Origin of the sequence: Georgenia sp. 311 (assembly GCF_006151955.1) — a bacterium.
In the GTDB taxonomy this organism is placed as follows: Bacteria; Actinomycetota; Actinomycetes; order Actinomycetales; family Actinomycetaceae; genus Oceanitalea; species Oceanitalea wutianyii.
In genome coordinates this window covers 1-21,356 of the sequence record NZ_VDFS01000048.1, presented here as the reverse complement: position 1 = coordinate 21,356, position 21,356 = coordinate 1, and the positions used below count along the sequence as shown (strand labels likewise).

At 72.0% G+C, this 21,356-nt stretch carries 18 protein-coding genes; 12 read left to right on the top strand and 6 right to left on the bottom strand.

The genetic code is table 11. The annotated features are described in order from the left end of the window. The first annotated feature begins 224 nt into the window (after positions 1 to 224). Positions 225 to 1,232: a TerC family protein gene (locus FHE66_RS10440; RefSeq protein ID WP_139072904.1), complete on the top strand. Its 1,008-nt coding sequence runs from the start codon at positions 225 to 227 to the stop codon at positions 1,230 to 1,232. 18 nt (positions 1,233 to 1,250) lie between these two features. Here the strand turns inward: FHE66_RS10440 and FHE66_RS10435 are convergent, their stop codons facing one another. Continuing rightward, positions 1,251 to 1,883 carry an MBL fold metallo-hydrolase gene (locus FHE66_RS10435; protein ID WP_139072903.1) on the bottom strand — a complete coding sequence of 211 codons (633 nt, stop codon included), beginning with the start codon at positions 1,881 to 1,883 and terminating at the stop codon, positions 1,251 to 1,253. Between the two features lie 43 nt (positions 1,884 to 1,926). Here FHE66_RS10435 and uvrA point away from each other — a divergent pair, with 43 nt between their 5' ends. From uvrA to FHE66_RS10380, 11 genes are all read left to right on the top strand, one after another. After that, a complete protein-coding gene (gene uvrA / locus FHE66_RS10430; RefSeq protein WP_139072902.1) occupies positions 1,927 to 4,836 on the top strand; it encodes an excinuclease ABC subunit UvrA in 2,910 nt (969 codons plus the stop codon). 50 nt (positions 4,837 to 4,886) lie between these two features. Beyond that, a complete protein-coding gene (locus FHE66_RS10425; protein ID WP_139072901.1) occupies positions 4,887 to 5,372 on the top strand; it encodes an OsmC family protein in 486 nt (161 codons plus the stop codon). Positions 5,373 to 5,377: 5 nt separating this feature from the next. Then, positions 5,378 to 7,459, top strand: a complete 2,082-nt coding sequence (uvrC, locus tag FHE66_RS10420; RefSeq protein WP_139072900.1) for an excinuclease ABC subunit UvrC — start codon at positions 5,378 to 5,380, stop codon at positions 7,457 to 7,459. Positions 7,460 to 7,463: 4 nt separating this feature from the next. After that, positions 7,464 to 8,438, top strand: coding sequence for an RNase adapter RapZ (gene rapZ, locus FHE66_RS10415; protein WP_139072899.1), 975 nt, complete (start codon positions 7,464 to 7,466; stop codon positions 8,436 to 8,438). Beyond that, the gene (gene yvcK / locus FHE66_RS10410; protein ID WP_139072898.1) at positions 8,435 to 9,445 is read left to right on the top strand and encodes a uridine diphosphate-N-acetylglucosamine-binding protein YvcK; all 1,011 of its coding nucleotides are present in this window, start codon (positions 8,435 to 8,437) and stop codon (positions 9,443 to 9,445) included. The genes rapZ and yvcK overlap by 4 nt, the downstream gene beginning before the upstream one ends. A gap of 88 nt (positions 9,446 to 9,533) precedes the next feature. Then, positions 9,534 to 10,514, top strand: coding sequence for a DNA-binding protein WhiA (gene whiA / locus FHE66_RS10405; protein ID WP_139072897.1), 981 nt, complete (start codon positions 9,534 to 9,536; stop codon positions 10,512 to 10,514). A gap of 250 nt (positions 10,515 to 10,764) precedes the next feature. Further along, the gene (gene gap, locus FHE66_RS10400; RefSeq protein ID WP_139072896.1) at positions 10,765 to 11,775 is read left to right on the top strand and encodes a type I glyceraldehyde-3-phosphate dehydrogenase; all 1,011 of its coding nucleotides are present in this window, start codon (positions 10,765 to 10,767) and stop codon (positions 11,773 to 11,775) included. A gap of 100 nt (positions 11,776 to 11,875) precedes the next feature. After that, a complete protein-coding gene (gene pgk / locus FHE66_RS10395; RefSeq protein ID WP_139072895.1) occupies positions 11,876 to 13,066 on the top strand; it encodes a phosphoglycerate kinase in 1,191 nt (396 codons plus the stop codon). Between the two features lie 4 nt (positions 13,067 to 13,070). Next, positions 13,071 to 13,856: a triose-phosphate isomerase gene (gene tpiA, locus FHE66_RS10390; RefSeq protein WP_139072894.1), complete on the top strand. Its 786-nt coding sequence runs from the start codon at positions 13,071 to 13,073 to the stop codon at positions 13,854 to 13,856. 152 nt (positions 13,857 to 14,008) lie between these two features. After that, entirely contained in the window at positions 14,009 to 14,251 is a 243-nt protein-coding gene (secG, locus tag FHE66_RS10385; protein ID WP_139072893.1) for a preprotein translocase subunit SecG, read from the top strand. A gap of 15 nt (positions 14,252 to 14,266) precedes the next feature. Further along, on the top strand, positions 14,267 to 14,632 hold the full coding sequence (locus tag FHE66_RS10380) for an RNA polymerase-binding protein RbpA (RefSeq protein ID WP_139072892.1): 366 nt from the start codon (positions 14,267 to 14,269) through the stop codon (positions 14,630 to 14,632). Between the two features lie 521 nt (positions 14,633 to 15,153). On the opposite strand, the gene pgl is transcribed toward FHE66_RS10380, so the two are convergent. From pgl to tal, 5 genes are read right to left on the bottom strand one after another with little or no spacing between them, the layout of a single operon-like run. After that, a complete protein-coding gene (gene pgl / locus FHE66_RS10375; RefSeq protein ID WP_139072891.1) occupies positions 15,154 to 15,942 on the bottom strand; it encodes a 6-phosphogluconolactonase in 789 nt (262 codons plus the stop codon). Further along, positions 15,939 to 16,871, bottom strand: a complete 933-nt coding sequence (locus FHE66_RS10370) for a glucose-6-phosphate dehydrogenase assembly protein OpcA (protein ID WP_139072890.1) — start codon at positions 16,869 to 16,871, stop codon at positions 15,939 to 15,941. Before FHE66_RS10370 ends, pgl begins: the two co-directional genes overlap by 4 nt. 12 nt (positions 16,872 to 16,883) lie before the next feature. Beyond that, the gene (gene zwf, locus FHE66_RS10365) at positions 16,884 to 18,422 is read right to left on the bottom strand and encodes a glucose-6-phosphate dehydrogenase (RefSeq protein WP_139072889.1); all 1,539 of its coding nucleotides are present in this window, start codon (positions 18,420 to 18,422) and stop codon (positions 16,884 to 16,886) included. Between the two features lie 18 nt (positions 18,423 to 18,440). Further along, complete coding sequence (locus FHE66_RS10360) at positions 18,441 to 20,192, bottom strand: glucose-6-phosphate isomerase (protein ID WP_139072888.1); 1,752 nt, start codon at positions 20,190 to 20,192, stop codon at positions 18,441 to 18,443. After that, on the bottom strand, positions 20,189 to 21,310 hold the full coding sequence (tal, locus tag FHE66_RS10355; RefSeq protein ID WP_139072887.1) for a transaldolase: 1,122 nt from the start codon (positions 21,308 to 21,310) through the stop codon (positions 20,189 to 20,191). Before tal ends, FHE66_RS10360 begins: the two co-directional genes overlap by 4 nt. Positions 21,311 to 21,356 lie beyond the last annotated feature (46 nt).

Sequence of the window (21,356 nt, the reverse complement as noted above, 5' to 3'; positions counted from 1 at the left end):
AGTGTCCCGGGGCCCGGTGATGTCGCTCACCGGGACGGTGCGTGCCCGCTCGCGGGAATTGCCGTAACGTTCTGCGCCGGAGGGGAGTATTCCCCAACGGTGGTGTCGTCAGTACGGCGGGTCAGTGCCCGCTCGGTGCCATCGGCGTACGAGGTGCGGGAGGGTTCGACCGCGGCGGACGCGGAAGAGACCTCCGGTACCTGGCCCTACGTACCGGAGGCACCGTGGAAGTACATGCCCTCGCGTGGATCATCCTCTTCGCAGTCATCATCACGATGATCACCGTCGACATCGTCGGTCACGTGCGCACACCGCACGCGCCCACCCTCAAGGAAGCGGCGTGGTGGTCGGTCGCCTACGTGGCGATGGCACTCGTCTTCGGCGTCATCGTGCTCCTCGTGTGGGGCCCCACGTACGGACTGGAGTACTTCTCCGGTTACGTGACGGAGAAGAGCCTGTCGGTCGACAACCTCTTCGTCTTCGTCATCATCATCGCCGCGTTCCGGGTGCCCCGGAACTACCAGCAGGAGGTCCTGCTGGCGGGCATCGTCATCGCCATCGTGCTGCGCGGTGCGTTCATCGCGGCCGGCTCCGCGGCGATCGACAACTTCTCCTGGGTCTTCTACCTCTTCGGGGCGTTCCTCGTGTGGACGGCCATCTCCCAGGCGCGGCAGGGCGTGGAGACCGGTGACCACGACGACGAGTACCAGGAGACCGCCTTCGTCCGTCTGGTCCGGCGCTTCTTCCCGGTGACCGACGACTACGTCGGCGGCAAGCTCGTGACGAAGCAGAACGGCAAGCGGATGATCACGCCGATGCTGCTCGCCATCGTCGCCATCGGCAGCGCCGACATCCTCTTCGCGGTCGACTCCATCCCGGCGATCTTCGGTCTCACCCAGGAGCCCTACCTCGTCTTCGCGGCGAACGCGTTCTCGCTCCTCGGCCTGCGCCAGCTCTACTTCCTCATCGACGGGCTGCTCGAGAAGCTCGTCTACCTCCACTACGGCCTGGCGGCGATCCTCGGCTTCATCGGCATCAAGCTCGTCATCCACGCGCTGCACACCAACGAGCTCCCGTTCATCAACGGCGGCGAGGAGTGGCACGCGCTGCCCGAGCCGGGCATCGTGGTGTCCCTGCTGTGGATCGTCGGCGTCCTCACCGTCACCGTCCTCGCGAGCATCGCCAAGAACAAGAAGGACGTCCGCGCGGCGGAGGGCAACGCCGACCGCTGACGGCTCGCCCCGGGGTGCTCACCAGCCGCGGGCACGCCACTGCGCGAGCTGGGGACGCTCGGCCCCGAGGGTGGTCGGTTCGCCGTGGCCCGGCCAGACGACCGTGTCGTCCGGGTACACGGCGAACAGCCGCTCCTCGACGTCGTCGAGGAGGCTGGTGAAGGCCTCGGGGCTGGTCGTCCGGCCGACGCCGCCGGGGAACAGGCTGTCGCCGGTGAACAGGTGCACACGCCCGGGGCTCTCCCCGCCCTCGCCCTCGGTGAGGGCGAGGGCGACCGACCCGGGCGTGTGCCCGTGCAGGGCGATGACGTCGAGGACGACCTCCCCGGCGGCGTCCACCGCCAGGCTGTCCCCGTGCTCCAGCGGGACGTCGACCGGCACCGGGAGGTCGGCCGCGTCCGCGGCACCGGCCGCCGTGCGTGCACCGGTCGCGGCGACGACGGCGGGCAGGGCCCGGTGGTGGTCCCAGTGGCCGTGCGTCGTGACGACGGTGCGCAGCGGCCCGCCGCCGGCGAGGAGGGCGAGGATCGCGTCGGCGTCGTCGGCGGCGTCGATGAGGAGCTGCTCGCCCGACGGGGCGGTGAGCAGGTAGACGTCGTTGTCCATCGCCGAGACGGCGATGTGGTCGAGGCGTGCGGTTCCCAGGTCCATGGCCCGATCCTCCCAGGTGCGCCGCGCCGGTGACGTCGAACACATGTACAGGTCCAGGTGTGCCTCGTATCATCTCCGGGTGAGTGAAAAGCTGGTCGTCCGCGGCGCGCGCGAGCACAACCTCCGTGGCGTCGATCTCGAGCTTCCTCGCGACAGCCTGATCGTGTTCACGGGCCTGTCCGGCTCCGGAAAGTCGTCCCTTGCGTTCGACACGATCTTCGCCGAGGGCCAGCGGCGCTACGTCGAGTCGCTGTCGTCCTACGCACGCCAGTTCCTCGGCCAGATGGACAAGCCGGACGTCGACTTCATCGAGGGCCTGAGCCCGGCGGTCGCGATCGACCAGAAGTCCACCAGCCGCAACCCGCGCTCGACGGTCGGCACGATCACCGAGATCTACGACTACCTCCGCCTCCTCTACGCGCGGGCCGGCACGCAGTACTGCCCGGTCTGCGGCGAGCGGGTGACCGCCCAGACCGCGCAGCAGATCGTCGACCGGCTCCGTGAGATGCCCGAGGGCACCCGGTTCCAGGTCCTCGCCCCCGTGGTCCGCGGCCGCAAGGGCGAGTACAGCGAGCTCTTCCGTGAGCTGCAGTCCACCGGCTTCTCGCGCGCCCGCGTCGACGGGACCGTCGTCTCGCTCGCCGAGCCGCCGACGCTGGAGAAGAAGGTCAAGCACGACATCGACGTCGTCGTCGACCGTCTCGTCGTCCGCGAGAGCATGCGCCAGCGGCTCGCGGACTCCGTCGAGACCGCCCTGCGGCTGGCGGACGGGCTGCTCATCGCCGAGCTCGTCGACCTCCCGGACGACGACCCAGAGCGTGAGCGCCGCTTCTCCGAGAAGCGCGCCTGCCCCAACGACCACCCGCTGCAGCTCGACGAGATCGAGCCGCGCACCTTCTCCTTCAACGCGCCCTACGGCGCCTGCCCCGAGTGCTCCGGCATCGGGTCCCGGCTCGAGGTCGACCCCGAGCTCGTCGTCCCGGACGAGGAGCTCTCCCTCGCCGAGGGCGCGATCCAGCCGTGGGCGCGCGCCTCCTCGGAGTACTTTCTGCGCCTGCTCACGGCGCTGGGGGAGGACCTCGGGTTCTCCGTGGACGTGCCGTGGCGCGCGCTGCCGGCGCGGGCCAAGGAGGCCGTCCTGTACGGCAAGGACTACAAGGTCCACGTGAAGTACCGGAACCGGTGGGGCCGCGACCGCGCCTACACGACCGGCTTCGAGGGCGCCGTCGCGTTCGTCGAGCGCAAGCACGCCGAGACGGAGTCCGAGTCCTCGCGCGAGCGGTACGAGGGCTACATGCGCGAGGTCGCCTGCCCCACCTGCAAGGGCGCCAGGCTCAAGCCCGAGGTGCTCGCCGTCAAGGTCGGCGGCCTGTCGATCGCCGAGCTGTGCGACACGCCGATCGACCAGATCAGCCCCTTCCTCTACGCCCTCGAGCTGGGGGACCGGGAGCAGGCCATCGCCGGGCAGGTGCTCAAGGAGATCCACGCGCGCCTCGGCTTCCTCGTCGACGTCGGGCTCACCTACCTCTCGCTGTCGCGCCCCGCGGGCACGCTGTCCGGCGGAGAGGCGCAGCGCATCCGGCTCGCCACCCAGATCGGCTCGGGCCTCGTCGGCGTCCTGTACGTCCTCGACGAGCCGAGCATCGGTCTGCACCAGCGCGACAACCGCCGGCTCATCGACACGCTCGTGCGCCTGCGCGACCTCGGCAACACGCTCATCGTCGTCGAGCACGACGAGGACACCATCCGCGTGGCCGACTGGGTCGTGGACATCGGTCCGGGCGCCGGCGAGGCGGGCGGCCACATCGTCCACTCCGGGCACTACTCGGGCCTGCTCGAGAACGAGCGCTCCGTCACCGGCGCCTACCTCTCCGGACGACGCTCCATCCCCATGCCCCCGGTGCGCCGACCCGTCGACAAGGGCCGCATGGTCCGCGTCGTCGGCGCGCGGGAGAACAACCTGCGCAACGTCACCGTCGACTTCCCGGTCGGCTGCTTCATCGCGGTCACCGGGGTGTCCGGCTCGGGCAAGTCCAGCCTGGTCAACGGCATCCTCTACACCGTCATGGCCAACGAGCTGAACAACGCCCGCCGGGTGCCCGGCCGGCACAAGCGGGTCACCGGCCTGGAGCACCTCGACAAGGTGGTCCACGTCGACCAGAGCCCGATCGGCCGCACGCCGCGCTCCAACCCGGCGACGTACACCGGCGTGTGGGACCACGTGCGCAAGCTCTTCGCCGAGACGCCCGAGGCGAAGGTCCGCGGCTACGCCCCCGGGCGCTTCTCCTTCAACGTCAAGGGCGGGCGCTGCGAGGCGTGCAAGGGTGACGGCACGCTGAAGATCGAGATGAACTTCCTCCCGGACGTCTACGTCCCGTGCGAGGTCTGCCACGGCGCGCGGTACAACCGCGAGACCCTCGAGGTCCGCTACAAGGGCAAGACCGTCGCCGAGGTCCTCGACATGCCGATCGCCGAGGCCGCGGAGTTCTTCGGCGCCTCGCAGAAGATCTCGCGCTACCTGCGCACGCTCGTGGACGTCGGGCTCGGCTACGTCCGCCTCGGGCAGAGCGGCACGACCCTCTCCGGTGGCGAGGCGCAGCGCGTCAAGCTCGCCTCCGAGCTCCAGCGCCGCACGACGGGCCGGACCGCCTACGTGCTCGACGAGCCGACCACCGGGCTCCACTTCGAGGACATCCGCAAGCTGCTCGAGGTGCTGCAGAACCTCGTCGACAAGGGCAACACGGTCATCGTCATCGAGCACAACCTCGACGTCATCAAGAACGCCGACTGGGTCATCGACATGGGCCCTGAGGGCGGGTCCGGCGGTGGCACGGTCATCGCCGAGGGCACACCCGAGCACGTCGCCGGCGTCGAGGGCTCGCACACCGGCCGGTTCCTCGCGGACGTGCTCGCCGAGTCCCCGTCCCACCAGCCGCTGGAGCTCGGGGTCTGACCCCGGCGTATCGCGGCGTGACGTGCGCCACGCCCGGCTAGGGTGAGGTCATGGGAGCACTGCACACCTACACGGTGACCGTCGACTGGACCGGCGCGGACGAGGTCGGCACCAGGAGCTACACGTCCTACTCGCGGGACCACGAGGTCCGTGTCGAGGGCAAGCCGACCCTCCTCGCGACGTCCGACCGCAAGGTCGCCTCCGACGTCGCCCGGTACAAGGCCGAGGAGCTCTTCGTCGGCGCCGTCTCCCAGGCACAGATGCTCTGGTTCCTGCGCACGGCGGCGGCGCACGGTGTCGTCGTCGTCGGCTACACGGACGTCGCGACGGCGACCGAGCGGGTCGAGGGCTCGAACTCCGGCCCGTTCTCCGACATCGTGCTGCGTCCGCGGGTGACCTACGCCCAGCCGATCAGCGACGAGGCCGCGGCGCGGCTGCACGAGGACGCCCGGGCGCAGAACCACATCGTCCGCTCTCTCGCCTGCCCCGTCCGGGTGCAGCCCGCACCTCCCGCGGTGGAGCCGAACGTAGGCTGAGGGGCATGGCCGACCCTTCCACCTACCGCCCGCGTCCGTCGGAGATCCCCACCTCACCGGGGGTCTACCGCTTCCGCGACGCGCACGGCCGGGTCATCTACGTCGGCAAGGCGAAGAACCTCCGCAACCGGCTGAACAGCTACTTCCAGGACGTCGCCGGCCTGCACCCGCGCACCCGCCAGATGGTGACGACGGCGGCGTCGGTGGAGTGGACCGTCGTCGAGACCGAGGTGGCCTCCCTCGCACTCGAGTACTCCTGGATCAAGGAGTACGACCCTCGGTTCAACGTCAAGTACCGCGACGACAAGTCCTACCCGTACCTCGCGGTGACGATGTCGGAGGAGATCCCGCGCGCCATGGTCATGCGCGGCGCCAAGCGCAAGGGCAACCGGTACTTCGGCCCCTACGGCCACGCCTGGGCGATCCGGGAGACCGTCGACCTCATGCTCCGTGTCTTCCCCATCCGCACGTGCTCCGCCGGGGTCTACCGGCGCGCCGAGCGGGCCGGGCGCCCGTGCCTCCTCGGCTACATCGACAAGTGCTCCGCGCCGTGCGTCGGGCGCATCTCCCCGGAGGACCACCGCGCCCTCGCCCAGGACTTCTGCACGTTCATGGGCGGCCAGACGCGGCCGTTCGTCCGTCGTCTCGAGCAGGAGATGCGCTCCGCCGCCGCCGCCCTCGACTTCGAGCGCGCCGCACGGCTGCGCGACGACCTCGGCGCGATGCAGCGGGTGGTGGAGAAGAACGAGGTCGTCCTGCCCGACGGCACGGACGCCGACGTCTTCGCCATGGCCTCCGACGAGCTCGAGGCCTCCGTCCAGGTCTTCCACGTGCGCGACGGACGGGTGCGCGGCCAGCGGGGCTGGGTGGTGGAGAAGGTCGAGGAGCTCGACGACGGCGAGCTCGTCGAGCGCCTGCTCCAGCAGGTCTACGGCGACATCGACCCCGACGCCGAGGAACGGACCGCGACCCGCAGCACCGCCGTCCCGCGCGAGGTCCTCGTCCCCGTCCTCCCGCCGGACGTCGACCAGGTGACGACCTGGCTGCGCGGCCTGCGGGGCGCGAACGTCGACGTCCGCGTCCCGCGACGCGGCGACAAGCGCGCGCTCGCGCAGACCGTCCGGCGCAACGCCGAGCACGCCCTCGTCCTCCACAAGACCCGGCGTGCGGGGGACCTCACCAGCCGGTCCCAGGCGCTGTCGGACCTCACCGAGGCGCTCGACCTGCCGGAGGCGCCGCTGCGCATCGAGTGCTACGACATCTCCCACACCCAGGGCACCCACCAGGTGGGCTCGATGGTCGTCTTCGAGGACGGCCTGCCCCGCAAGAGCGCCTACCGCCGGTTCATCGTGCGCGGTGCCGACGGCAGCGGCGCCCGGGACGACACCGAGGCCATCGCCGAGGTCCTCTCGCGCCGCTTCCGCAACTACCGCACCGCGCGCGAGGAAGCCACCGACGACGACGGCAAGCCCCTCGTCTCGGGCCCCGTCGACCCCGAGACCGGTCGCCCGTCGCGCTTCGCCTACCCGCCCAACCTCGTCGTCGTCGACGGCGGCCAGCCCCAGGTGAACGCGGCCCAGCGGGTGTTCGACGAGCTCGGCGTCGAGGACGTCGCACTCGTCGGCCTCGCCAAGCGGCTGGAGGAGGTGTGGCTGCCCGGGGAGGACTTCCCCATCGTCCTGCCACGGACGAGCGCCGGCCTCTACCTGCTCCAGCGGCTGCGCGACGAGGCCCACCGCTTCGCGATCACCGCGCACCGTGGTCGGCGCAGCAAGGCGATGACCCGTTCTGTGCTCGACGACGTCCCCGGCCTGGGCCCCACGCGGCAGAAGGCGCTGCTCGCGCACTTCGGCTCGGTGGCCAACCTGCGCCGGGCGACGCCGGAGGAGATCGCCGCGGTCAAGGGCGTCGGGCTGCGGACCGCGCAGGCCGTCGTCGACGCGCTGCGCACGACCCCCACCGCCCCGACCGCCGCCAGTCCGGCCGACGGCGCCTCCCCGGACGCCGCCGGCTCCGCGCCCACGCCCGAGCCGGCCGGGGCCGCGTCCGGCTCCGCCGACGGCCCCGGGCCCGGCCTGGCATCCTAGGAACATGACGAGCGCAGGAGCAGACGCGGTGGCCCGTGGGCTGCCCGAGGACCAAGGACCGCCCACCGTGCCGGAGGGCATCCCGGCCCTCGACGAGAGCACACCGCCCCCCGAGGTGGACCGCCGCGAGCTGCTCATCATCACCGGCATGTCCGGTGCGGGCCGCACCCGGGTGGCGAACACGCTCGAGGACATGGACTGGTTCGTCGTCGACAACCTGCCCCCGCGGATGCTCGAGCCGCTCGCCCGCATGATGTCGGCCTCCGACAGCGGCGTGAAGCGCCTGGCCGCCGTCGTCGACGTCCGCAGCGGGGAGTTCTTCGCCGAGCTCGTCAACATCCTCGACGAGCTGCGCCGGCACGGCACGGACTACCGGATCCTCTTCCTCGAGGCCGACGACGCCGAGCTCGTCCGGCGCTACGAGCAGGTCCGCCGCGCCCACCCGCTCCAGGGCGACGGGCGCATCCTCGACGGGATCGCCCGGGAGCGCGAGCTGCTCGCCGAGCTGCGGCGCCGCGCCGACACGATCATCGACACGACGAGTTTCAGCCCGTACGACCTCGCGCGCCACATCCGCCAGCGGCTCGGTGAGGACGCCGCCCAGCCCGTCCAGATCACCCTCGTGTCCTTCGGCTTCAAGCACGGGCTGCCGCTGGACGCCGACCACGTCGTCGACGTGCGCTTCCTGTCCAACCCGTACTGGGTCACCGAGCTGCGCCACCTGTCCGGCAAGGACGAGGCGGTCAACCGCTACGTCCTCGACCAGCCGGGCGCGGAGGAGTTCGTCGACAACTACGTGAAGACGCTCCTGCCGGCGATCGCCGGGTACGAGCGCGAGCTCAAGCACTACGTGACGATCGCGGTCGGCTGCACCGGCGGACGCCACCGGTCGGTCGCCATCTCCGAGGCGATCGCCGAGGGGCTGCGCTCCAACGGGCTGCGGGTCCGCACGCTGCACCGCGACGTGGGGCGCGAGTGACGACCGATCCGTGGCCCGCCCTCGGGGGGGCCGGCCGGGGGCCACGTGTCGTGGCGCTGGGTGGCGGCCACGGCCTGGCGGCGACGCTCGGCGCCCTGCGGCACGTGTCGAGCGACATCACCGCCGTCGTCACGGTCGCCGACGACGGGGGCTCCTCCGGGCGGCTGCGGGTCGAGCTCGGCAAGCTGCCGCCGGGTGACCTGCGCATGGCTCTGGCCGCCCTGTGCGACGAGTCGGAGTGGGGTCTCACCTGGCGCGACGTCCTGCAGCACCGCTTCCGTTCCGGTGGCCCGCTCGACGGCCACGCGGTGGGCAACCTGCTCATCATCGCCCTGTGGGAGCTGCTCGGTGACGAGGCCGACGGCCTCGCCTGGGTCGGACGGCTGCTCGGCGTGCGCGGGCGTGTCCTGCCGATGGCCTCCGTGCCGCTGGACATCGAGGCGCAGGTGCACCTCGCCGGCTCGGACCACCTGCACACCGTGCGCGGCCAGTCCCGTGTGGCGGTGACGAGCGGGGGCATCGAGTCCGTCCGCCTCATCCCCGACGACCCGCCGGCGCACCCCGAGGCGGTGCGCGCCGTGCGCGACGCCGAGTGGGTCGTCCTCGGGCCGGGCTCCTGGTACACCTCGGTCATCCCGCACCTCCTCGTGCCCGAGCTCGCCCGCGCCCTGGAGGAGACGGACGCGCGCCGGGCGCTCACCCTCAACCTCTCCGCCCAGCCGGGGGAGACCGAGGGCATGTCCGCGGCCGACCACCTGCGCACGTTCCTCGAGCACGCGCCCGACATGCGGCTCGACGTCGTCATCGCCGACCCGGCCGCCGTCGGGGACGACCTCGACGAGCTGCTGGAAGCCGCCCGCACCCTCGGCGCGCAGGTGCTGCTACGCCAGGTGGCAGCCGGGGACGGGACCCCGCGACACGACCCGCTGCGGCTCGCCGCGGCGTACCGTGATGCCTTCGACGACGTACTCGGTGATGTGGGGGAGACCACCGCCGAGCAGGGCTGAGCACGCCGTGGGTCGTGAGATCGTGCAGGGTGCGCCACGACCCGCGGCGCAGGAACCAGGGGGCACAGTGAGTGGGAGGAAGTCGGCCATGTCGCTGACGGCGTCCGTCAAGGACGAGCTTGCCCGGCTGCAGGTGGACAAGGTGTCGGCACGCAAGGCCGAGGTCGCCGCGACGCTGCGCTTCGCCGGCGGGCTCCACATCATCTCGGGCCGGATCGTCATCGAGGCCGAGCTCGACCTCGGCGTCGCGGCCCGTCGGCTGCGCCAGGCCATGGCCGAGCTGTACGGCCACACGAGCGACGTCGTCGTCGTCTCCGGCGGTGGCCTCAAGCGCGGCAACCGCTACGTCGTCCGCGTCGTCAAGGACGGGGAGTCCCTCGCGCGCCAGACCGGCCTGCTCGACGGCCGCGGCCGCCCCGTGCGCGGCCTGCCGCCCGCCGTCGTCTCCGCCGGGGTGGGGGAGTCCGTCGCCGCCTGGCGCGGCGCGTTCCTCGCCCGCGGCTCGCTCACCGAGCCCGGACGCTCCTCCGCCCTGGAGATCACCTGCCCGGGCCCCGAGGCGGCTCTCGCGCTCGTCGGCGCCGCCCGCCGGCTCGGCATCAGCGCCAAGGCCCGCGAGGTCCGCGGGGTCGATCGCGTCGTCATCCGCGACGGCGACGACATCAGCGCCATGCTCGCCCGGATGGGCGCCCACGACGCCGTCCTCACCTGGGAGGAGCGGCGTACCCGCCGCGAGGTCCGTGGGACGGCCAACCGGCTGGCGAACTTCGACGACGCGAACCTGCGCCGCTCCGCCCGCGCGGCCGTCGCCGCCGGGGCCCGCGTCGAGCGCGCGTTCGAGATCCTCGGCGACGGCGTCCCCGACCACCTCTACCAGGCCGGGCAGCTGCGCCTGGCGCACAAGCAGGCCAGCCTCGAGGAGCTCGGTGCGCTGTCCGACCCGCCGCTGACGAAGGACGCGATCGCCGGGCGCATCCGGCGGCTGCTCGCCATGGCCGACAAGCGCGCCCACGAGCTCGGGATCGTCGACACGGAGGCCGTTCTCACCCCGGACATGCTCGACCTCTGAGACGTCCAGGGCGCCACGCCGCTCCTGCGCGTGAAGCGCCTCACACCCCCGCGCGCCGTTCGCGCGGGGCGGACATTCCGGACGGCGAAAGCTCGGACCTACGTCCCTGCGGTCCCTTTTGTCCCGGTGTAGGTTGGGAACCATCCGGAAGGCCCGCCGCTCTTGGCGGACCCGGTGCAGCGCTTCGAGCGCAGCAGCAACAACTTCAGACGACATGCGTGCGCCTACCGGCGCACTGGAGGAGGACATAGTGACCATCCGCGTCGGTATCAACGGCTTCGGCCGCATCGGCCGCAGCTTCTTCCGCGCCGTGCTCAACTCGGGTGCGGACATCGAGATCGTCGGTGTCAACGACCTCACCGACAACAAGACCCTCGCTCACCTCCTCAAGTACGACTCCGTGATGGGCGTGCTGGCCGAGGACGTCACCTACGACGAGGACAGCATCACCGTCGGTGGCCGCAAGGTCCGTGCGCTGGCCGAGAAGGACCCGGCCAAGCTGCCGTGGGGTGAGATCGGCGCGGACATCGTCATCGAGTCCACCGGCCGCTTCGTGAGCGGCGAGGCCGCCAAGGCGCACCTCGAGGGTGGGGCCAAGAAGGTCATCATCTCCGCGCCCGGCAAGGACGTGGACGCCACCTTCGTCATGGGTGTCAACCACACCGATTACGACCCGGAGAAGCACAACATCTTCTCCAACGCGTCCTGCACCACCAACTGCCTCGCGCCGATGGCGAAGGTCCTCCACGAGAACTTCGGCATCGTCCGCGGCCTCATGACGACCATCCACGCCTACACGGCCGACCAGAACCTCCAGGACGGCCCGCACCGCGACCTGCGTCGCGCCCGCGCCGCCGCCCTCAACATGGTCCCGACCACCACCGGTGCGGCCAAGGCCGTCGCGCTCGTGCTGCCCGAGCTCAAGGGCAAGCTGGACGGCTACGCCATGCGCGTTCCCACCCCGACCGGCTCGGCCACCGACCTCACCTTCACCGTGGAGAAGGAGGGGGTCACGGTCGAGGAGATCAACGCCGCGATGAAGGCCGCCGCGGAGTCCCCGGAGCTCAAGGGCATCCTCAAGTACACCGAGGACCCGATCGTCTCCAGCGACATCGTGGGCGACCCGCACACCTCGATCTTCGACGCCGGCCTCACCAAGGTGATCGGCGACCAGGTCAAGGTGCTCAGCTGGTACGACAACGAGTACGGCTACTCCGCCTCGCTCGTCGGCCTCGCGACCTACGTGGGCGAGCGCCTCTGAGGCTCCCCGTCCTCACCCTGCAGTGAACGGACGTCCGCGTGCCGCCGAACGCCCGGCGCACGCGGACGTTCGTCTGTCCGCACCCAGCACCTGGAGAGCCATGAAGACCATCGACACCTTGGGCGACCTGCGCGGCAAGCGCGTGCTCGTCCGCTCCGACTTCAACGTCCCCCTCGACGGGACGACCATCACCGACGACGGGCGCATCCGCGCCGCGCTGCCGACGCTGACCGAGCTGCTCGACGCCGGCGCGAAGGTCATCATCACCGCTCACCTCGGCCGCCCCAAGGGCAGCCCTGACCCGAAGTACTCCCTCGCCCCCGTCGCGCAGCGGCTGGGCGAGCTCCTCGGCAAGCCCGTGACCCTGGCCGCCGACACCGTCGGCGAGGACGCCAAGGCCAAGGCCGATGCCCTCGGCGAGGGCGAGGTGCTGCTCCTGGAGAACATCCGGTTCGACCCCCGCGAGACGTCCAAGGACGACGCCGAGCGCGGCGCCCTGGCCGACGAGCTCGCCTCCCTCGCCGACGCCTTCGTCTCCGACGGCTTCGGCGTCGTGCACCGCAAGCAGGCCAGCGTCTACGACGTCGCCAAGCGCCTGCCGCACGCGGCCGGCAAGCTCGTCTTCAAGGAGATCGACTCCCTGAGCAAGGCGACCGGCAACCCCGAGCGTCCCTACGCCGTCGTCCTCGGTGGCTCGAAGGTGTCCGACAAGCTCGGCGTCATCGGCAACCTGCTCACCAAGGCCGACGAGCTCCTCATCGGTGGCGGCATGGTCTTCACCTTCCTCGCGGCCAAGGGCTACTCGGTGGGCACCTCGCTCCTCGAGGAGGACCAGATCGAGGCCGTCAAGGGCTACCTGCGCGACGCGGAGGCCAACGGCGTCGAGATCGTCCTGCCCGTCGACATCGTCGTGGCACCCGAGTTCAAGGCCGACGCCCCCGCGACCGTCGTGCCGGCCGACGCGATCCCGGCCGACCAGATGGGCCTGGACATCGGCCCCGAGTCCGCCAAGCTGTTCGCCGACAAGATCGCCCAGGCGAGGACCATCGTCTGGAACGGCCCGATGGGCGTCTTCGAGTTCGACGCCTTCGCCAACGGCACCAAGGCCGTCGCCCAGGCGATGCAGGACGCGGCCGGCTTCACGATCGTCGGCGGTGGCGACTCCGCCGCTGCCGTGCGCATCCTCGGCTTCGACGAGTCGAAGTTCGACCACATCTCCACGGGTGGCGGCGCCAGCCTCGAGTTCCTCGAGGGCAAGGAGCTCCCGGGCGTCGCGGTTCTGGGAGACTGACCTCATGGCGAACCGCACCCCGCTCATGGCGGGCAACTGGAAGATGAACCTCGACCACCACGAGGCCACGCACCTGGTGCAGAAGCTCGCGTGGGAGCTCAAGGACAAGGGCCACGACTACGACGCCGTCGAGGTCGTCGTCCTGCCCCCGTTCACCGACCTGCGCTCCGTGCAGACCCTCGTGGACGGCGACAAGCTGCAGATCCGCTACGGCGCCCAGGACGTCTCCGCCCAGGAGAAGGGTGCCTACACCGGTGAGATCTCCGGCACGATGCTCGCCAAGCTGGGCGCGAGCTACGTCGTCGTCGGGCACTCCGAGCGCCGGCAGTACCACGCCGAGGACGACGCCCTCGTCGGCGCCAAGGCGAAGGCGGCACTCGGCCACGGCATCACCCCGATCATCTGCGTCGGGGAGGGGCTGGACGTCCGCAAGGCGGGCGACCAGGTCTCCTACACCCTGGCGCAGGTCGACGGCGCGTACGCCGGCCTCGACGCCGACGCCGCGAAGAAGACCGTCATCGCCTACGAGCCCGTCTGGGCGATCGGGACCGGTGAGGTCGCGACCCCGGAGGACGCGCAGGAGGTCTGCGGCGCGATCCGCACCCGTCTCGCGGAGCTGTACGACCAGGACGTCGCCGACACCGTGCGCGTCCTGTACGGCGGCTCTGTGAAGTCCGGGAACGTCGCCTCGATCATGGCCAAGGAGGACGTCGACGGCGCCCTCGTGGGCGGCGCGAGCCTCCAGGCCGAGGAGTTCGCGGCGATCGCGCGCTACCAGCAGCACGCCTGACGAGACACCGACATGGTCCCCGGCCGGGTCACCGGCCGGGGACCTGGCGTGTCCCGGGCGGAAGGTGGTCCCGGACGTCGCCCGGATCACCTATCCTTGACGGGTTGCGGCTGAGCCGCGCCCGCCCGACCTTCGAAAGGAGCCGCAGGCTCGTGGATGCACTCCGGATCGCCCTGCAGGTGGTGCTGGTTCTCACCAGCATCTTCCTCATCCTGTCCATTCTCATGCACAAGGGGAAGGGCGGTGGCCTGTCGGACATGTTCGGTGGTGGCATCAGCTCCTCGATCGGCTCCTCGGGTGTGGCGGAGCGGAACCTCAACCGCATCACCATCGGCATCTCGGTCATCTGGGCCACGGTCATCGTGCTGCTCGGCCTGATGCAGCGGTTCGTCTGAGCGGGGGAGAGGGACATGGCTGGAGGTAGCGCGATCCGCGGCTCGCGGGTCGGGGCAGGGCCCATGGGCGAGACGGAGCGCGGTGAGGCGGCGCCGCGGGTCCGGGTGTCCTACTGGTGCGCGAACGCGCACGAGACGCGTCCGAGCTTCGCCAAGGAGCCGGAGATCGTCATCCCGGAGACCTGGGACTGCCCGCGCTGCGGGCTGCCCGCCGGGCAGGACCGTGAGGCGCCGCCCGAGGCGCCGAAGAACGAGCCCTACAAGACCCACCTGGCCTACGTGAAGGAGCGGCGCACCGACGCCGACGGCGAGGCCCTGCTGGAGGAGGCGCTCACCGCCCTCCGCGCCCGCCGCAGCGGCGTCTCCACCCGCGACCGCTAGAGCACGACGCCCGCGGGCGCGGAACCACCCCGCGCCCGCAGCAGCACCTGCCCGGCCAGCAACGCCGCTGCCGGCCGGTGCCCACCCCGCATGCGCCCCAGCTCCGCCGACAGCCGACTTGTGCGCGAGAGCCGGGTTGCGCGCGACAGCCGAGTTTCTCCCGACAGTCGACTTGTGCGCGAGAGCCGACTTCCTCGCGACAGCCGAGTTTCTCCCGACAGTCGACTTGTGCGCGAGAGCCGACTTCCTCGCGACAGCCGAGTTTCTCGCGAACGCGGAGTTGCCGGCTGGTGATGCCGCTTGTGCCGCTTGATGCCCAGGATCTGCATTGGTCTCGCAGATAGTGGCGGCGACGTCTCGTTCAGTCCTAGCAGCGGACACTGCAGACGTCGGAGTCTGTGCGGAAGTCCGCTGTCACGCGGAATCCCGCTGTCGGGCGGAAGTCGGCTGTCGCGCGCAATCCCGCTGTCGGGCGGAAGTCGGCTGTCGGGCGGAAGTCGGCTGTCGGCGGGGAGGGAGAGTCAGGCGGTGGGGAGGGCTGTGGTCGCCGGGAGGTCGAGGAGCCAGAGGGTGCGGCCGCGGGCGCGGACACGACCGGCGGGGACGCTCGAGCCGCCGTCAGTGCCTCCCTGGGACTCCGGGAGCGACGTGCCGGCCAGCGCGGCGGCCACGGCGGGCGCCTTGCCCTCGCCGGACACGACGAGCCACACCTGGTGGGCCGAGCACAGGGTCGGCAGGGTGAGGCTCACGCGCTCCGGCGGCGGCTTGGGGGAGTCCGTCTCCGCCAGCGCGCCCAGCGCGTCGACGTCGAGGCTCGGGCGGCCCGGGAACAGGGAGGCGACGTGGCCGTCCGGCCCCATCCCGAGGAGGACGACGGCGAGCTCGGGCACGCGCGCCCCCTCCGGGGCGTAGCGCTCCAGCTCCTCGCTGTAGGCCCGTGCGGCCGCGGCGACGTCGGCCACCCGGTCGGGACCGGGGACGGCGTGGATGTTCTCGGGCGGCAGCGGGACCGCGGAGAACAGGGCGGCATGGGCGTCGCCGTCGTTGCGGTCGGGGTGGCCCTGCGGCGCGAACCGTTCGTCGCCCCACCACACGTGCACCGAGGTCCAGTCCACCGCGTCGCGCAGCGGGTCGGCGGCGACCGCACGCAGCGTGTCGACGAGGATGCTGCCGCCCGTGAGGGCGACGTGCACCGGGCTCGTCACCGACTGCGCGTCGATCAGCGCGAGGAGGAACCGTGACGCGGTCGCACGGGCGAGGAGGTCGGCGTCCGGGTGGACGACGACGTGCGTGTGGTCGGTGGCCGTCACTGCTGCTCCGCCTCCTGGACGAGGGCCAGGCCCTGGGTGAGGACACGGCCGTAGGTCTCGTCGGCGTCGAGCCGGCGCAGCTCCTCGGTGAGGCAGTCGGCCAGCGTGCGCTCGGGCAGGTTGATGCGCTGGTCGATGCGCCCGGGACGGGTGAGGACGGCGACGTTGCCGCCGGGACGACGGCTCAGTGTGATCGGCCCGCGGTCGCGGTCGAGCTCGACGCGGGTGACGGCACTGGACTCCTCGATGCCGATCTCCACCGGCACGCCGAGCGACTCGGCGAGCCACGCGGCGAGGATGTACACCGAGGGGCGGCGGTGGGCCCCGACGACGCGCACCCCGGTGATCGGCTCGTGCGGCGGCTCGTCGAGGGTCGCGGCGAGCAGGCCGCGCCACAGCGTGACGCGTGCCCAGGCGAGGTCCGTGTCGCCCGGCGCGTAGCCGGGGGCGAGGGAGCGCAGCGTGGCGAGCGGGTCGGTGCAGGCGGTGACGTCGGTGATCCGCCGCTGGGCCATCGCCCCGAGCGGGTCCTTGCTCGGCTCGGCGGGCGGCTGGCCGGTCCACCACACGACGATCGGGGCGTCGGGCAGGAGCAGCGGCATGACGAGCGTGTCGATCGCGCCGGCCGGCTCGCCGCTCGGCTGGAGGATGACGACCTCGCTGAGGCCGGCGTCCCCGCCGACCCGGATCTGCGCGTCGATGGTCGCCGGGCGGTCCCCGGAGCCGGCGACGACGGCGATGATCCGGCACGGGTGCTCACGGGAGGCGCCGTTGGCTGCCTTGATCCCGCGCTCGGCGCCGTCGAGGTCGTCGGCGACGATGATGAGGGTGAGCACCCGGGTGAAGGTGTGGGCTCCGCTGGAGCGGCGCATCGCGGACAGCCGGGCGCTCACGGCCGCGGCGGTGGTGGCGCGCATCGTGGTGATCATGTCGTCGTCTCCCTACGGCATCCGCCAGCGACGACCGTCGCGGGCCAGCATCTCGTCGGAACCGGCGGGGCCCCATGAGCCGGGCGCGTACGCCTCCGGCTGCCCGGCGGACTCCCAGTACTCGGTGATCGGGTCGAGGATCTGCCAGGAGAGCTCGACCTCGCGCTGGTGGGGGAAGAGCGGCGGGTCGCCGAGGAGGACGTCGAGGATGAGGCGCTCGTAGGCCTCGGGGGAGTTCTCGGTGAAGGCGTTGCCGTAGCCGAAGTCCATCGACACGTCGCGCACCTCCATCGCCGTGCCCGGCACCTTGGCCCCGAACCGGATGGTCACGCCCTCGTCCGGCTGGACGCGGAAGACGATCGCGTTCTGGCCCAGCGCCCCGGAGTCGCCGAGGTCGAAGGGCAGGTGCGGGGCCCGCTTGAAGACGACGGCGATCTCGGTGACGCGTCGTCCGAGCCGCTTGCCGGCGCGGAGGTAGAACGGGACGCCCGCCCAGCGTCGGGAGTCGACCTCCAGGCGCATGGCCGCGTAGGTCTCGGTGATGGAGTCCGACCCGATGCCGTTCTCCTCCAGGTAGCCGCGCACGTGCTCCCCGCCCTGCCACCCCGCGGCGTACTGCCCGCGGGCGGTGGAGGTCGCGAGGTCGTCCCCGAGCCGGACGGCGGAGAGCACCTTCTCCTTCTCGCGGCGCAGGGAGTTGGCGTCGAAGGAGAAGGGCTCCTCCATCGCGGTGAGCGCGAGGAGCTGCAGGAGGTGGTTCTGGATGACGTCGCGGGCGGCGCCGATGCCGTCGTAGTAGCCGGCGCGGCTGCCGATGCCGATGTCCTCGGCCATCGTGATCTGCACGTGGTCGACGTAGTGGTTGTTCCACACCGGCTCGAAGAGCTGGTTGGCGAACCGCATCGCGAGGATGTTCTGGACCGTCTCCTTGCCCAGGTAGTGGTCGATGCGGAAGACGGAGTCCTCCGGGAAGACCTCGGAGACGACGGCGTCGAGCTCGCGGGCGGACTCGAGGTTGTGGCCGAAGGGCTTCTCGATGACCACGCGGCGCCAGGTGTCGGCGCTCGGCTGGGACAGCCCGGAGCGCTTGAGCTGGTTGAGCACGAGCGGGAAGGACCGCGGCGGCACGGAGAGGTAGAAGGCGTGGTTGCCGCCCGTGCCCCGCTCTGCGTCGAGCGCGGCGACCGTCCGGGCCAGCTCGTCGAAGGCGGCGTCGTCGTCGAACTCGCCCTGGACGAAGCGGAAGCCCGAGGCGAGCTGCTCCCACGTGCGCTCGGAGAACTCCGTGCGGGCGTGCTCGCTCACGGCGTCGTGGACGATCTGGGCGAAGTCCTCGGTCGACCAGTCGCGCCGGGCGAACCCGGTGAGGGCGAAGGACGGCGGGAGCAGCCCGCGGTTCGCGAGGTCGTAGATGGCCGGCAGCAGCTTGCGCTTGGCCAGATCCCCGGTCACACCGAAGATCACCAGGCCGGCCGGCCCGGCAATGCGCGGTAGACGGCGGTCTCGGGGATCGCGCAGGCGGTTGCCGGGCGGGGTCGGTGCGGTGCTCATGGTCTCCTCACGGCCCTGTCAGGGGGTACGGCGCGACACACTACCGGTGAGCCAGGCGAGAGCGTCCGGGGTGTCCACGCGCAGGCGCAGGACCGGCCGTCCGAGGCCCGTGAGCACCCGCGCATCGGCGTCGGCCTGGGCGGTGACGAGCTCGGCGAAGTCGAAGTCACGGCCCGGGACGGCCAGGTGGGAGGCCGGCCCGCCGGTGACCATGAGGAAGACGCCGTGGGGCGGGCCGCCCTTGTGCAGCTGGCCCGTGGAGTGCAGGTAACGCGGGCCCCAGCCGAAGGTCACCGGGCGCCCGGTGCGCCGGGCCAGGAGGTCGCGCACGCCGCGCAGCATCTCGGCGGCGCGCCCCTCCCGGTCGAGGTAGGCGAGGACGGCGAGGTAGCCGTGCTCGGGGTCGAGCCGCTCGAGCAGGGCGGTGACGGCGTCGGGCACGGTCCGGGCGCCGTCGAGCAGCGCGCGCGTGGCCCGGACCTCGACGCCGGAGTCGGTGAACGCGGGCGGCTCGAGGGAGGGCATGCCGCCGAGGAACTCCCGGGTGGCCGCCTTGGTGGACTCGACGTCCGGCTGGTCGAAGGGGTTGACCCCGACCACGCGTCCGGCGATCGACACGGCGTACTGCCACAGGAGGAACATCCCGCCGAGGGAGCCTGCGACGGTGACCTCGGTGGGCGCGACCGGGGCGCCGGTCTCGAACTCGCCGCTGACGGCGACGTGCCGGGTGGGCACCGACGGGTCGGCGACCTCCTCGACGGCGGTCGCGGCGTCGTGGTCGTCGAGGAGCGGGTTCAGGAGCACGGGGAGCGTGCCGGGGGCGTGGTCGGTGGCCTCGGGCGCCGTCGCGTCGACGACGACGGGGACGAGCCCGTGGCCGTCCTTGCCGAGCGACTCGGCGAGCAGCTCCTCGGCCCAGTCACCGAAGTGGTACAGGCCGCTGCCGGCGTCGACGAGGGCGACGGTCCCGCGCAGCGGGCGGGTGCCGACGAGCGCGGCGGCGAGGACGAGGGCGGGGTTGGCCTCGGTGTCCTCGGCGAGGAAGGGTGCGACCTCGGCCGCCTCGTCGAGCAGCCGGCCGACGTCGACGCCGGCCAGGGCGCTGGGCACGAGCCCGTAGGCGGACAGGGCGGAGTATCGCCCGCCGACCCGCGGGTCGGCGGCGAACACCTCGCGGTAGCCCTCGGTGCGGGCGAGATCCTCGAGCGGGGAGCCCGGCTTGGTGACGACGACGACGTGGGGACCGGGATCCAGCCCCTCGGCCCGCAGGGCCGCGACGAACGCGCGACGGTGCGAGTCGGTCTCCACGGTCGTGCCCGAGCGCGAGGACACGACGAGGACCGTGTGGCGCAGGTCGCCGCCGAGGGCACGTTCGACGGCGGCGGGCGCCGTCGAGTCGAGGACGGTGAGCGGGACGCCGAGCGTGCCGGCGATGACCTCGGCGGCGAGCGAGGAGCCCCCCATCCCGGCGAGGACGACCCGGTCCAGTCCCTCCGCACGCAGCTCGGCGCGCAGCGTGGCCAGCCGCTCGACGAGTCCCCGGGAGGTCTGGTGCAGGTCGGTCCAGCCCAGCCGGTCCGCGACGTGCTCGGCGAGCTCCTCGCCCCACACGGTCGTGTCCTGGGCGGTGACCCGGGAGGCGACGCGGTCGGCGAGCAGGTCGGGCACGACGGCGTGGACGGCCTTTGCCGCGTCGCCCGTGGCGCTCACCTCGACGACGGCGGCGCCCTCGTCGCCGGCCCAGGTGACGACCGCGTCGACGGGGCTCACTGCCGGCCCGGAGCCTCGAGCCCCGTCCGGACCCGCTCGCCCAGCTCGTCCCAGCTCTGCTGGAACTTGGCCACCCCCTCGGCCTCGAGGGCCTCCATGACGTCGCGGTAGGAGATGCCGTACCGCTCGAGGGAGGCGAGCACCTCGCGCGCCTCGTCCTCGCGCCCGTGGACGGTGTCCCCGCTCAGCCGGGCGTGGTCGGCCACCGCACGGAGGGTGGACTCGGGCATCGTGTTGACGACGCCGGGGACCACGAGCTCCTCGACGTACTTCGTGTCGGGGTAGGCCGGGTCCTTGACGCCGGTGGAGGCCCACAGGAGGCGTTGCGGCCGGGCCCCGGCCGCTGCGAGGTCGGCCCAGCGCTCGGTCCCGAAGATCTCCTCGTAGGCCTCGTGGGCGAGCCGGGCGTTGGCGACGGCCACCTTCCCGCGCAGCGCGCGGGCGTCCTCGGAGTCGAGCTCGTCGAGCCGGGCGTCGATCGCCGTGTCGATGCGCGAGACGAAGAACGAGGCGACCGAGTGGATGGTCGAGAGGTCGACGCCGGCCTCGTGCGCCCGCTCGAGGCCGTCGACGTAGGCGAGGGCGACGGCGCGGTAGCGGTCGAGGGAGAAGATGAGGGTGACGTTGACGCTGATGCCCTCCGCGGTGGCCGCGGTGATCGCCGGCAGCCCCTCGAGCGTCGCCGGGACCTTGACGAGGAGGTTGCGGCGGTCGACGAGCCGCCACAGCTCGCGCGCCTGGGCGAGGGTGGCGTCGGTGTCGTGGGCGAGGTACGGGTCGACCTCGATGGAGACCCGGCCGTCGACGCCGTCGGACCGCTCGCTCACCTCGGCGAAGCAGTCGCAGGCGGCGCGGACGTCGGCCGTGGTGAGGGAGGTGATCGCGGTGGGGACGTCGGCGCCCTCGCCGGCGAGCCGCGCGAGGTCCGCGTCGTAGCGCGTCCCCTCGGACATCGCGGAGGCGAAGATCGACGGGTTGGTCGTCACGCCGACGACGTGGTCGTCGGCGATGAGGGAGGACAGGGACTGCGCGCCACCACCCTCGAGACGCTCGCGCGACAGGTCGTCCAGCCAGACAGAGACCCCGAGGTCGCTGAGCTCAGCGAGGTGGTTCGTCATTGCTCCTCCTTCGGTGCGGTCCGGCGGCGGCAGTCTGCCGCCGCCG

What these genes read in the sequence shown, in the direction of transcription:
- FHE66_RS10435 (WP_139072903.1), bottom strand. Translation starts at nt 1,883, where the DNA reads ATGGACCTGGGAACCGCACGCCTCGACCACATCGCCGTCTCGGCGATG.
- FHE66_RS10380 (WP_139072892.1), top strand. Translation starts at nt 14,267, where the DNA reads ATGGCTGGAGGTAGCGCGATCCGCGGCTCGCGGGTCGGGGCAGGGCCC.
- tal (WP_139072887.1), bottom strand. Translation starts at nt 21,310, where the DNA reads ATGACGAACCACCTCGCTGAGCTCAGCGACCTCGGGGTCTCTGTCTGG.
- FHE66_RS10425 (WP_139072901.1), top strand. Translation starts at nt 4,887, where the DNA reads ATGGGAGCACTGCACACCTACACGGTGACCGTCGACTGGACCGGCGCG.
- FHE66_RS10370 (WP_139072890.1), bottom strand. Translation starts at nt 16,871, where the DNA reads ATGATCACCACGATGCGCGCCACCACCGCCGCGGCCGTGAGCGCCCGG.
- uvrA (WP_139072902.1), top strand. Translation starts at nt 1,927, where the DNA reads ATGTACAGGTCCAGGTGTGCCTCGTATCATCTCCGGGTGAGTGAAAAG.
- uvrC (WP_139072900.1), top strand. Translation starts at nt 5,378, where the DNA reads ATGGCCGACCCTTCCACCTACCGCCCGCGTCCGTCGGAGATCCCCACC.
- zwf (WP_139072889.1), bottom strand. Translation starts at nt 18,422, where the DNA reads ATGAGCACCGCACCGACCCCGCCCGGCAACCGCCTGCGCGATCCCCGA.
- pgk (WP_139072895.1), top strand. Translation starts at nt 11,876, where the DNA reads ATGAAGACCATCGACACCTTGGGCGACCTGCGCGGCAAGCGCGTGCTC.
- rapZ (WP_139072899.1), top strand. Translation starts at nt 7,464, where the DNA reads ATGACGAGCGCAGGAGCAGACGCGGTGGCCCGTGGGCTGCCCGAGGAC.
- tpiA (WP_139072894.1), top strand. Translation starts at nt 13,071, where the DNA reads ATGGCGAACCGCACCCCGCTCATGGCGGGCAACTGGAAGATGAACCTC.
- whiA (WP_139072897.1), top strand. Translation starts at nt 9,534, where the DNA reads ATGTCGCTGACGGCGTCCGTCAAGGACGAGCTTGCCCGGCTGCAGGTG.